Origin of the sequence: Flavobacterium sp. IB48 (assembly GCF_016405855.1) — a bacterium.
GTDB lineage: Bacteria > Bacteroidota > Bacteroidia > Flavobacteriales > Flavobacteriaceae > Flavobacterium > Flavobacterium ginsengisoli.
In genome coordinates, this window is sequence record NZ_JAEFCA010000005.1 from 66,111 (window position 1) to 79,432 (window position 13,322).

A 13,322-nucleotide genomic window follows, 5' to 3' on the forward strand; every position below is an offset into this window, starting at 1 on the left:
ATATCTATAAAACAGGATTTTTTCATTTTCATAACTATTCCTACAAGGTTTTGAAAACCTTGCAGGAATACGGTATGATTATTTCCAGATAACAGCCTGAGCTGGTTCTAATGGATTTTGTCCAACTAAAATTTTACTTCCTGCGGGAATAGGCATATTAATTGTTTCATTGGTATAATTTACCCCAACAAAAAAGCCGTCTCTCCATTCTACATAAACACCTTTTGGAAAGTTTTCGATGGCTACTTTTGCATTCTCATAAACTTTTCGAACAACTTCTCTTTCCAAATTTCCATCTTTACTTTCTGCTCCAATATAAGTAACGGTTCCTTTTCCTAGTTTTCTTGTAATTGCAGCTGCTTTTCCTTTGTAAAACTGATCGGCATAAGTGGCTAAAACTTCTGTACCTTGTTTCGGATTTAAAACGTCTGCCCAAGCATTCCATTTGTAGGTATTGCTTCCAGCATTTACTGTTCCGTTTACATCTTCAACTAACATATCAAAAAATTCGACGTCAGCTCCGATTAAAGGTACAATTGGTGCATTCCAATTCGCTTCAAAAAAATGTCCGTTTTTATCCTTCTGACCTGTTCGGCAAGAAAGAATTAAATTTCCTCCATTTTCAACATATTTTGTCCATTTGTCAACCAACTTTTGATCAACTAATTGATACGCTGGCGCCACAATAAATGGATAAGCCGAAAAATCGCTTTCTTCTGTTATAAAATCCATTGGCGCACCTGTCGATTTTATTGCCGAGGTATACGTATTTCTATGTCTCCATGTATTCCAGAATTCAGTTTGTTTTTGGTTTTCCAAATCCCAAAGATTTTCATGGCTCCATAAAAATCCTGTTTTCCTTTTTGCAATTTCCTGCGGAATCGTCGCTTTTGAATTGTATTCTTTACGAAGCAATTTCATGTCTTCGATTGACTGTACAAACTCTTTTCCTCCTGTTGATAAAGTTACTCCATCAGTTCCAACAATTCCGTCATGATACATTTCGCTGCTTCCTAGAGGATGTCTGTATCTATACGTACAAGTAAATGAACAACCTCCGCCAAAAGCCTGAGAAATCCACATGTGAACGGTTCCAGGAAGCAATTGCGGATTAATACTTGCCCAGTTTACTTGTCCTGGCTGCATTTCCATAACTCCAGTAACGCCATTTATAGATCGATAATAATCATTGGCTTCCATGATTTTGTTTGGAGATCCCATTCTGAAATTCTGTCCTCCTAATGTATTTCTTCCGCTAACTGGATACATTGTATAAGTGGCAAAATCCATTTTATCTGTTCTTCTTGGATCTGCACCATACACTACATTGGTATAATTTGTTGTTACCCATTGTTTTGGATCGATATATTTTCGAAGTGTTTCGGCTTGCAGATTTAAATATTCTGCTTGCGAATCTGCCGTATATCTTTTGAAATCCAAAACAGCGTGCGGACTTAGTTTGTCTTCAGAATAAATCTCCGCATTTGGAATTGCAATCTGCTCAAAATTATTATATCTGATACTCCAGAAACTAGCTACCCATTCGGTATTCAATTTTTCGATTGTTCCGTATTTTGCTTTAAGCCATTTCTGAAATCCTTTTTGTGCCGAAGGACTAAAATCGTCTGGTGCGCCAGGTTCATTATCTACTTGCCAGCCTATGATATTTTTATTCTTGCCGTATCTTTTTCCTAATTCAGAAACAATTTTTTCTACAAATTCTCTGTATTTTTCATTAGATACAGATTGATTCGCTCTATTTCCATGTTCTCTTCTGCGTCCACTTGCATCGACTAGATAAATCTCAGGATATTTTTCTCCCATCCAAGCTGGAGGTGTTGGCGTAGGTGTGCAAAGAATTACTTTTAGACCTGCTTTTTCTGCAATTGCCAAAGCATCATCTAACCATTTGAAATCGTATTTTCCTTCTTCAGGCTCCATAAAAGTCCACGCAAATTCGGCAAAATGCGTAAACTCAAATCCTAGTTTTTTAATATTTTTTAAATCGCGTTCCCATTGTTCTCTCGGCCATTGTTCCGGATAATAATAAACCCCTATTTGCATTAAATCTGCCTTTGAGAAAAAACGCTGCGGATCTTTATTTTCTGAAACTGTATTTTTTTTATTTTGGGCAAAAAGAGGAATTGAATGACAGCTCGCAACAAGCAATCCTGCCATTATTAATTTTGTGAAAGATATATTGTAGTTAAACATATTTTATAGTTTTGGTATTAATGAAATGTTGGATGTTTATTTATCCTCCAAAAGCAGCATTAAATAATGCGACGCAGACCAGCTAAAATTAAAAGCTTCTAATCCTTTTCCTGTAACGGGCTGATAATTTTCTCTAATAGAAGTTCCTTTATCCACAACTCCTTCTGCATTATGAATCAGTTTATGCGCTAACTCATTTGCTTCTTTTGTATAGCCATATTTTTCTAGTCCGTTAATTCCAAAGTAACTTTGATCCAACCAAACAGGTCCTCTCCAATAGCCATTGTCTGGCTTAAATTTAGGATGATTTGCTGCTAATGTTGGTAAAGGGACAAAAGTGTTCAAACTTGCCGAATCCAGCATATTAATTTTTGCCACTTTCACTTGCTCTTCAGAAGCGACTTCTGCCCAAATTGGACAATATCCTTCGCATCCCATTGCTTTTATCAATGTTTTTCCGTCAATGGTTGTATCATAAAACCAGCCTGTTGCAGCATCCCAAAACTGATTTTGAATTTTCATTTTTAGTGCAGCACTTTCTTCATTCCATTTTTTTGCTTCGACACTCAGTTTTAAAGCTGCTGCCATTTTACTTAAAAAGTTTTTCTCTGCAAATAAAAATGAATTCAGATCAACACTTTCCTGATCTAATGAATATGCTTTTTCTCCATTTTTCAGAATTTTACTATCATCAAAACGAACTGCATTATCCATTCCGCTTTCCCATTTTGCCGCAATCACAGTTCCATCTGTAGAACCAAATTCGCATAAACCATCCTGATCATGATCTCGTTCTTTGTACCACCAATTATGGTATAATTTTAACTTCGGATAAAACTCTTTTATAAAATTAATATCCTTTGTTTTTTCATAAATTTTCCAAATTGCCCAAGCCGCAAGAGGTGCTTTTGTGTTTCGGTAATTATTTTCTTCTAGATCATTGTTTCTGTAAATGCAATCTGGAATAAAACCATTTGGCTCTTGATAATCAAATAAAGCACGCATTTGATTTTTGGCTAACTCCGAATCATAATTTGAAACTGCAACAGCGTGTTTCCAGCTGTCCCAGGCCCAAAAACCATGAAACCATTCGTAATTGTAACTCGGAAAAAGACCGCCATGCTTTAATCCTTCTGCTGCAATTCTAGTGTTGGTTTGTAATGTTAATGCTAATTTTGCTATCAAATCAGAATAAATCTGATCTTTATAAATGGTTTTCTTTTTGGCAATTAATTGCGATAATTGCTTTTCTTTTTCTTTTTGCGTGTTGTTAAGCAGTGTATTAAAAACCGTTTTTTGTATTGTCTCATTTTCGGTTTTCCACGAATATTGTGGAAAAATAAAACTTTGAGAAACAATTATTTCTTTTGTTTCATTTGGTTTTAAAACCAATCTTTCTGTCTGCGCTTGGTATCCTTGTTTCGAAATTTCAATTTCTGATTTTGTTTTCAAGAATTGAATGTAACCTACAGCAATACTTTTAGCAGAAGTGATTTTTAAAACATTCTTTTCATTTGATAGTTGTAAATCATCTAAAAACAAAGTTGCATTATAAGAAGGAAAAATAGTTAGTGGTTTAGCTGTTTTATTGGTAATCGCTGTTTTCTGTAAAGCCGAATGCCCTGATAAAAACACTAATTGCTGTTTTACTTCTAGTTTTTCATTTTTAAATTGCTGTTCTAAATGGCTGTTGTAGCTATTTTGTGCGACCAATGAATTTTTCCAGTTGATGATTTCTTGTTTGTTTTCGTCTTTTAGCTGTAATGAAACAAAAGAAGAACTTAACCAAACGCCATTCTGTTCAGTCATTAAGAAAGGTCCTGAAAATCCTGCTTGAATTTCTGATGGTTCTAAAAACCCAAATCCGAACCAAGCGCCTTTATCTGAAAATGCCAATGATTTTCTATCTGTAGCATTTTTTGGATCTCCTTTAAAATTGATACTGTTTTTGCCTGACTCTAAATTCGGAAAGTTCTTTTGAGACCAACCTGTCTGTATTATAAAAAAGGAAGCAAGAATAAAAAGTATGTTCTTTTTGTTCATGTTTTTACGTTTATTTTTGTTATTATTTTAGATAAAGTCCTGCTCTTTTTATTGGCAAGATCGATAATCTTTAGACAAAAAGAATAGCCCAAGAAATATAGGCTATTCTTTTTTGAAATTTAAATCATTTCGAGAATTAATTCGTTTGTAATTCTGTCAATGGAATTGGATAGAAATTATTTTTTGCAGCATCAAAACCTGTTCTTCCAACAGCATCAAGCGCTTCTTTTGTTTTTCCCCAACGACGCAAATCATAAAAGCGATAATTTTCAAGAGGGAATTCTAAAATTCTTTCGTGCTCTATTTGTGCTTTTACTTCTGCTGTGGTTGTTCCTGTCATTGCTGGCATGTCTGCTCTTTCGCGAACTTTATTAATATACGGAATAGCTTCTCCTGGACGTCCTAATTCATTTAAAGCTTCGGCCTGCATTAGCAATACATTCGAATATCGCATTAAAGGAATATTGATCGCTGTAAATTCTTGATCCATTTTTTCCTGTGTACTCGGAATATATTTACGATATACTGGTTTGTCTGTATCTCCAAATTTATCATCATATGTTGTTCCTAATACCAATGGATTGCTAGGGTTATTAAAATAGGGATCTTTAAAGAAAATGGTACTGTAAAAACGTGAATCGTAGTTTCCTGTAGTCGCAATTTTTCCTTCTTTTTTGAATTCATTTACCAACATTGGACTCGGAAGAATTTCATCCCATCCGCCAAGTTCAGAAGCTGCCATCCAATAATGAAGTGCATTACGATAGAATGCTCCGTTTGCTGTAGTTTCTGAAAATTGAAGTTCAAAGATCGATTCTTTTGTGTTTTTGGTTGTTCCGTCAAACATAGAGACATAATCTTTAACTAACTCGTAACCTTGTACTTTGCTAAATGCTGTAAGTGCATCATTCAAGAAAGTTTGTTTTTGAGCTGTTTCTTCATAGGCTCTTGTTAAATATGCAAATCCTAAATAACTGTTTGCTGCACCGCTTGTTGCGCGTCCTGTTTTATCTGCTGATTGTTTTGCTGGTAAAACATCGGCTACAGCTTTAAACTCGTTTATAATAAAATCCCAAGCTTCTGCACGTGTTGACAAAGGAATGTTCAAATCGCTTTCTTTAGTAACATATTTGTTTCTAATATAGATTTGATTCCAGTTAAGAATAAGTTTCATATGATAGTAGGCACGTAAAAAACGAGCTTCGGCTTCAATTTGTTTGCGGTCTGTATCAGTTATTTTATCTGAAGGAACCTGTGGTAACTTATCAATAACCTGATTGGCATTACTGATTCCTCTATAATTAATTTTCCAATAACTAGTAAACTGACTGTTTCCGTTGGTGTACGTAAAAGTCGAAAGTTCTACCCAGTTTTGGTAGTTCAATGCATCGCTTCCTAATTCGTTTATGTCTTCACGATAAGCCTCAACTGGCCATTTTACTTCGGCGAAAGCCCACTCATCAACCGCACATTCTAACTGAGAATAAGTGGCTGCTAAAGCTGATTCGGCGTCAGCTTTATTTCTCCAGAAATTATCTGATGTAAGCTGATCAGGCGATTGCTGATCCAGATAATCATCACAACTTGCAAAAGTGAATAAACCTATAGTGGATAATATTAAAAATATCTTTTTCATGATAGTGTCTTATTAAATAGAATTAAAATATATACTGAATACCAGAAACAAATGATCTTGTAAATGGATAAACAAAACGGTCTACACCAGTATCAATTACTGAAGCTCGTGAGAATTCAGGATCGATACCTGAGTAATTGGTGATAGTAAACAAGTTCTCGGCGCTTATATAAATTCTAAGTTTATCAATTTTTGCTTTGCCTAACATTTTGCTTGGAATAGTATACCCAAGTTGCAATTGGCGCATTCTGATGAAGTCTCCGCTTTCAAGAAAACGATCTGATTCACGACTGTTTCCGTTAGGATCTTGCAATACGGCACGTGGTATATTACTGTGATTTTCTGGTGTCCATGAATTAAGTGTAGAAGCCAGCATATTTGTTCCTGAATTCATAGACTCATAGAAATATCTGTTTCCGTTGTATAATTTATTGCCCCAACCGCTTCCTATCAAAGCAGAAAAATCAAATCCTTTGTAACTTGCACCTAAGCTAAGGTTTACTTCTAGTTTTGGCAATCCTGTTCCTGCATAAGCTTTATCTTTTTCATCGATAACACCATCTCCGTTCAAATCTTTGAAACGAATGTCTCCAGGTTTAGCGTTTGGCTGTAATAAAACTCCATTTTTGTTATGAGCTGCAACTTCGTCAGCAGATTGGAAAATACCATCTGTTTTGTATAAATAGAATCCGCTAATTGGACTTCCTACGCGAGCCTGAGTTGGAAAGTGTTCGTCTCCGTATTTTAATCCTTCTCCGTAAATAGTTTGTCCGTCGTTTGCCAATTCTTCTACCCTATTTTTAAGCGTAGTAAGGTTTAATCCTGCATTATATTTAAATTCATTAACTTGATCACGGTAATTTACTTCAAATTCAAATCCGCTGTTGCTAATTTTACCTACGTTAAGAACTGGATCATCGATTCCTGCAGATGGAGCAAGTTTTTTCGTAATCAATAAGTTGTCTGTAACATTATGGTAATAGTTCATCGAACCGCTAATTTTTCCTTTCAAAAGCGTATAATCGATACCGATGTTTTTAGAATCTGTGGTTTCCCATTGCAAATTTCTATTTTCTAATGCTGTTGCAATACTTCCTGGCCAAGGATTGCTTCCTATACCTTGAACGTAACCGTTTCCTAAAGTATTACCTGTTTTAATTAGTGTATTTGCTGAATAATAACCTAAAGCCGCTTCGTTACCCAATTGTCCCCAGCTTGCTCTTAATTTTAAAGTAGAAAGAATCATGTCTTTTGGAAAGAAATCTTCTTGCTCGATTTTCCATCCTAAAGCAATAGATGGGAAAGTTCCCCAACGGCTGTCTTCTCCAAATTTAGAAGAACCATCTTTTCTAACTGTTACTTGAAGTAAATAACGATCATTGTAAGAGTAATTTAACCTGCTAAAGAAAGATACTCTGTTGTATTGAAATTTTGAACCGTCGGCAGAATACGTTCCTCCTTTTCCGGCACCAATTGTTTCAAAACTAGGATCAAGAAATCCTGACGGACGATCGATAGAAACTAGTTGTCCGTTTTCTACTGTATAATCTGTTGTCTTACCTTCAACACTAACCTGATTCCAGTTTGATGCCTGACTATTAAAAGTATTACCAAGCATTAAACCAAAAACATGTTTCCCGAAGGTTTTATCAATCGTGATAATATTGTCTAATATTTGTTCATTCCAAGTAGTTCTTAATTCTGTTTGCATCGGATAAAGATGCACTTCCTTAGGATTTGCAATATAAGGTGGGAAATGAGCCGTTTGCTGGTTGTTTTTCACACGATAAGAATAAGCCAGTTTGTATTTTAACCAAGGCGCGATGTTTGCTGTTGCTGCAATATTTGCCGTTATATCCTGTCCTATATCATTGCTTTTTCTAAAATGCTCTTCAGCAACTGGATTTGTACCTGCTGGCAAACCATTTTTATTTGACAATCCATAGCCATATTCCTCTGATGAGTCATAAACTGGAACCAAAGGAGACATTGTATATACTTCTTTTAACTGGAAATTAGGCAATGCATTTTGCGTTCCCATATAAGCCATTTTTCCATCAATGTCAAAAATCGATTTTTTGAAACTCACTCTCGCACTACCTGTTTGCTGACCAAATTCGTTATCTATTACAATACCTTTTTGCTTTACGTAATTACCATAAAGTGCAAATTTGAAATCGCCTTGTCTTCCTTGAATTCCTAAACCATAATTTTGTGTAAGTCCAGAACGGAAAACTTCGTCCTGCCAATCTGTATTTGTATCAGACGGTGCAGTAATATAGGCTGGAAGCGGTTTTGGAGAAGTTGCATATTTATTGTATTCGTCATACATTCTTTTATTAACCGTTTTGTAGCCATCAGCATCTAATAAATCTAATGTTTTAGATGGGTTTGTGATACTTAAAAAAGAACTAAAATCTACTTTTACTCCTTCTTTCTGTCCATTTTTTGTGGTTACGATAATTACACCATTGGCAGCGACAGATCCGTAAATTGCAGCCGCAGCACCATCTTTAAGAACCTCCATCGATTCTATATTTGTTGGGTTAATAGTATTGATAGATCCCTGAAATCCGTCAATAATATAAAGCGGTTCTGTTGCTCCAAATGTATTTACTCCACGAATTTTCACGCTCACAGAGGCACCTGCAACACCACCGCTTTTTTGCACATTCACCCCTGCAACTAAGCCTTGAAGTGCTTCTGCTGGACTTGTTGTCGCACGCGTTTCTAGGCTTTCTTTTTTAACGGTAGAAATGGCTCCTGTAACATTACTTTTCTTTTGCGAACCATAACCAATAATGACAACTTCATTCAGTTTATTGGTTTCTTCCTGCATAACCACATTAAGTTCTTTGCGATTATTTACCTCTTCGCTTATTCCTGTAAATCCTACATAAGAAAAAACGATAACTGGATTTTCTAAAGTCGATGAATACACCAACGTATAATTTCCATCAATATCCGTTGCTGCATTAAATTTAGAATCTTTGATAGAAATACTTACGCCAGGCAACGTATTATTTTTATCGTCTGTAACTTTTCCTGAAATAGTCTTTTGCGCTTGCGCAAAATTGATGTTTGGTAACCACAAACATAGCAGTAAAGGAATAAAATAAAGTCTCCTAATTAGTTTTCTGTTCATTTCGGTAATGGTTTTAGTTAGTAAATTTTTAGTTGTTTTTTTTTACATTTTTAGTTTTTTTTGCATGCAGATACACCTCGCCTGATAATGTTCAAAAAACATTATCAAACAAAATGTGGTATTCTCTTTGGGGTGATTTTTTTGTTAAGCTTTAATCTCTTGGGCTACAAATCGAATTTTATTCCTTGCGCTAATGGCAAGCTCGTAGTATAATTGATTGTATTGGTTTGCCTTCTCATGTAAATTTTCCATGCATCAGATCCAGATTCACGTCCTCCACCGGTTTCCTTTTCTCCACCAAAAGCTCCACCAATTTCGGCACCAGATGTCCCGATGTTCACGTTTGCAATTCCACAATCAGAACCAGTAACAGATAAAAACAATTCTGCTTCTCTTAAATTATTTGTCATAATTGCAGAAGACAATCCTTGCACTACACCATTCTGGATTTCTATAGCATTTTCAACTGTTCCTGAATATTTTAATAGGTATAAAACAGGAGCGAACGTTTCATGCTGTACAATTTCAAAAGTATTCTCTGCCTCTGCAATTGCAGGTTTTACATAACAGCCACTTTCATATCCTTCACCAGAAAGCACTCCGCCTTCAACAAGAATTTTACCTCCTTGTGTAACGACTTGTTTCAAAGCTTTCTCATACATTTCTACTGCTTGCGTATCAATCAGAGGACCCACATGATTTTTTTCATCTAAAGGATTTCCGATTCGCAATTGTTTGTATGCCGAGATAAGAGCATCTTTTACCTTATCGTAAATACTTTCGTGAATAATTAAACGACGTGTAGAAGTACATCTTTGTCCAGCTGTTCCAACTGCACCAAAAACGGCACCTATAATTGTCATTTTTAAATCGGCATCGGGCGTTACAATGATTGCGTTGTTTCCACCTAATTCAAGCAATGATTTTCCTAAACGTCCTGCGACTACCTGCGCAACAGTTTTACCCATTCGTGTAGATCCTGTAGCAGAAATTAACGGAATACGTTTGTCATTGGTTAACAGTTCTCCTATGCTATAATTTCCGTTAACCAAACAAGAAATACCTTCTGGAAGATTGTTTTCTTTAATAACTTCAGCCATTATATTTTGACATGCAATTGCACAAAGCGGTGTTTTTTCAGATGGTTTCCAAACGCAAACATCACCGCAAACCCATGCCAAAGCTGCATTCCATGCCCAAACAGCCACTGGAAAATTAAATGCAGAAATAATTCCGACAACTCCTAAAGAATGATATTGTTCGTACATTCTATGTCCAGGTCTCTCTGAATGCATTGTCAATCCATGCAATTGACGCGAAAGTCCAACAGCAAAATCGCAGATGTCGATCATTTCCTGAACTTCTCCGTAACCTTCCTGCAATGATTTGCCCATCTCGTACGAAACCAATTTGCCCAACGCTTCTTTGTTTTTACGCAATTTTTCGCCAAACTGACGAACAATCTCACCTCGCTGTGGCGCTGGCATTAATCTGAATTCCTTAAAAGCAACATTCGCCACTTCCATTACTTTTTCGTAATCAGCGGGAGATGATGTTTTAATTTTTCCTATTAATTGACCATCAACAGGAGAATAGCTTTCTAAAATTTCTCCATCTGAAAAATTATTAAGCCCTGTTGAAGTTCCTTCGTTAACGTCTTTTATTTTTAATTCCTTTAAAGCTTCTTGTATTGTAGCTTTTAATTCTTCGATTTTCATTATGAACTTTTTGTTATGTTTATCTCAAAGTCTTTTTTCTTCTAAAAAACGATTATTTAAATCGATTTTTGAAGTTTTACATCAGTACTTTCAAAAATCTTATCTGCTGATGATGCTACAAAACCTTGATATAATTCTCCATTTGCCATAGGATAACGAAGGGCAAATTCATAATAACATGATGGCACTTTTAGTGTACCTTCTTTAAAATCTATATCGTATAAATCTGCTAATGTGCTAGATTGTTCTAATAATTGTTCTGGAGTTCCTTTAATTTTTCCGCCAGAAGCGTTAAGTTTCCAACCATTATCTTCTAAAAAGTTATTTAATTCTTCTAATGTTTGAAATCCTTTTAATGCATTTGTGTTTATAGTGAAATGATTTGCTCTAAAACCATAAACATACATCCATGCCGCATATTCAGATTCTTCTAACAGCGATTTGTAAACCACTTGTGAATTTCCATTCCAAACTGCTCCACTTAAAATCAGATTCGGATCGTTAAATGCATTTTGATCACAGCTGTCTAACAGTTGCTGCACTGTTTCCTGCAATTCTGCAGAACATTTTTCTAATTCCAATTCCGAAATAAAAATTCTAGGAGCGTCTTTATCCAAAGCATTTTCATAATGTTTAGCATACAGCTTTTTGGTTTCAAAATAATATTCGCCTTTTGCCTCATATCCTACATTTAGAAAAGCTTTTTCTAATACTTCGATGTTGATACGTTTATCGTTAAAAGTTCGAATTGCAATATGGTCATTTTTTATTTCTTCACCTTTCTCTTCTAACAACTCATGTATTTTCAGTGCCGATGGAGTTATATCGATATATTGCTCCCATAGCTTTGTAAGTAGTTGATTGTTCTTCATTTGTTGGTTTGTTAAATAGTGTTATAATGACACAAACATATCAATAATACTGTTATTATAACAGTCAATGAAGTCGATTATTTACAATTAGACATTTTTAACATTTTTTTATGTATTTTTGACACTTTAAAAACCAGTTTGACAATTAGAATTGTCAAAATTATAGAAAACACAAATTGACATAACTTATGGCAAAGCTCAATAAGAACGAAAATACTGATTATTTAGATCGAGAAATTATTCAAAAGCTCAGCGAGAACAGTAGAATTGCTTTTTCAGATTTAGCAAAAGAATTAAACATTTCTAATTCATTAGTCCATTTAAGAGTTAAAAAATTGCAAGAAAGTGGAGTAATAACAGGTTTTTCTGTGAAATTAGATCCTAAAATGATGGGGTTTGAAACCACAACTTATACCGGAATAGTGACCAAAGAAGCACATTTTTCGTATTCGATTGCGAACAAACTCAAAGAAATTCCTGAAGTGGTAGAATGCCATTGGGTTTCTGGAAATTATGCTTTGTTCATTAAGATTGTAGCGGCAAATAATGAGGAGCTCCGCAAAATCTTATATGAACAAATTCATCAAATTGAAGGCGTAGGAAGCACTGATTCTTTTTTCTCTTTTGGTTCTGCATTTGAAAAAAACCTGCCAATCTAACCGATAAAATTTTATATAAATAAAAAGAGCAGTAAAAATACTGCTCTTTTAAAGTATTGAGTTCTTTGCTAATAAAATAATCTAGTTTCTTTAACTTCTATCAAAGAGACTAACCTTTAACTGTTGCCATTAAATCATTAATTCTTGAAGTAGAAATTTCGGGATTTGCACCAGGCGCCTCAGCAACAAGCGCTCCTACTGCACAGGCAAAATCAATTGAACTTTGAGGATCTCTACTATTTAATAGTGAAGTGATTAAGGCCGCTAAGAAAGAATCTCCTGCACCAACAGTATCTGCAACTTCAATTGGGTAACCTCCATTTTCATAGATTTTCCCTTTCCATAGCAGTAAAGCTCCATGTTTTCCTTTGGTAACACACATCGCTGTGGCTTTCGTTTTTTCTTCAATAAAAGCCATGTTTTCTTCCAAAGTTTTAAAAGGAGAATTCATCTTTTTTGCGATCTCAAGTAATTCTTCATCATTAAATTTAATAAAGTCGGCTGATTGCATAAGCTCTTCTAAGATTTGATAAGTATAATGCGGTTTTCTTAAATTCACATCAAATACTTTATAAACATCACTTTGAAGCAATTCTTCCAGAGCATTTCTCGAAACGGTGTCACGGCAAACCAAACTTCCGTAAATCAGCACATCTGCTTCTGCAACGGTAGTTTTTGCTAAATCATTCAAAACAATTTTATCCCAAGCTGCCGGATAATTTATTTCATACGTTGCCGATCCACGTTCATTTAATGTAACGTTGACCAAACCCGTTGGAAAATCTTGTGACACTACAATCGTATCTGTTTCAAGCCCAAGCTCTTTTATTTGACTTTTTATTGCCTTTCCATCTTCGTCATTTCCTACACAGCTTATCATGGCTACTTCGCAACCTAACGTTTTCATGCGTAAGGCCACATTCAATGGAGCTCCGCCAATCTTTTTTTCATTGGCAAAGACATCCCAAAGAACCTCTCCGTATGCCATCGCCTTAAGGTTTTTTCCCTTATTCATTCTAGAATTATTTTAATATT

General features: G+C 35.2%; 8 protein-coding genes. 1 reads left to right on the top strand and 7 read right to left on the bottom strand.

Annotated elements, in window-relative coordinates:
* Positions 1–78: 78 nt before the first annotated feature.
* The 6 genes from JC605_RS16650 to JC605_RS16675 all read right to left on the bottom strand — a co-directional run bounded on the left by JC605_RS16650 (position 79) and on the right by JC605_RS16675 (position 11,628).
* Entirely contained in the window at positions 79–2,214 is a 2,136-nt protein-coding gene (locus JC605_RS16650) for a beta-galactosidase (protein WP_198857276.1), read from the bottom strand.
* Between the two features lie 36 nt (positions 2,215–2,250).
* Positions 2,251–4,257 carry a trehalase family glycosidase gene (locus tag JC605_RS16655; protein ID WP_198857277.1) on the bottom strand — a complete coding sequence of 669 codons (2,007 nt, stop codon included), beginning with the start codon at positions 4,255–4,257 and terminating at the stop codon, positions 2,251–2,253.
* A 136-nt stretch (positions 4,258–4,393) separates the two neighbouring features.
* Positions 4,394–5,893, bottom strand: coding sequence for a RagB/SusD family nutrient uptake outer membrane protein (locus JC605_RS16660; protein WP_198857278.1), 1,500 nt, complete (start codon positions 5,891–5,893; stop codon positions 4,394–4,396).
* Positions 5,894–5,915: 22 nt separating this feature from the next.
* Positions 5,916–9,038: a TonB-dependent receptor gene (locus JC605_RS16665; RefSeq protein WP_198857279.1), complete on the bottom strand. Its 3,123-nt coding sequence runs from the start codon at positions 9,036–9,038 to the stop codon at positions 5,916–5,918.
* A gap of 164 nt (positions 9,039–9,202) precedes the next feature.
* Positions 9,203–10,756, bottom strand: coding sequence for an aldehyde dehydrogenase family protein (locus tag JC605_RS16670; RefSeq protein WP_198857280.1), 1,554 nt, complete (start codon positions 10,754–10,756; stop codon positions 9,203–9,205).
* Between the two features lie 56 nt (positions 10,757–10,812).
* Positions 10,813–11,628: a DUF1338 domain-containing protein gene (locus JC605_RS16675; protein WP_198857281.1), complete on the bottom strand. Its 816-nt coding sequence runs from the start codon at positions 11,626–11,628 to the stop codon at positions 10,813–10,815.
* Positions 11,629–11,816: 188 nt separating this feature from the next.
* On the opposite strand from JC605_RS16675, the gene JC605_RS16680 reads away from it, so the two are divergent.
* Entirely contained in the window at positions 11,817–12,287 is a 471-nt protein-coding gene (locus JC605_RS16680; protein WP_198857282.1) for an Lrp/AsnC family transcriptional regulator, read from the top strand.
* A 109-nt stretch (positions 12,288–12,396) separates the two neighbouring features.
* Here JC605_RS16680 and JC605_RS16685 read toward each other — a convergent pair whose 3' ends face one another.
* Positions 12,397–13,302 (bottom strand): carbohydrate kinase, encoded by a 906-nt coding sequence (locus JC605_RS16685; protein ID WP_198857283.1) that lies wholly within the window; start codon positions 13,300–13,302, stop codon positions 12,397–12,399.
* Positions 13,303–13,322 lie beyond the last annotated feature (20 nt).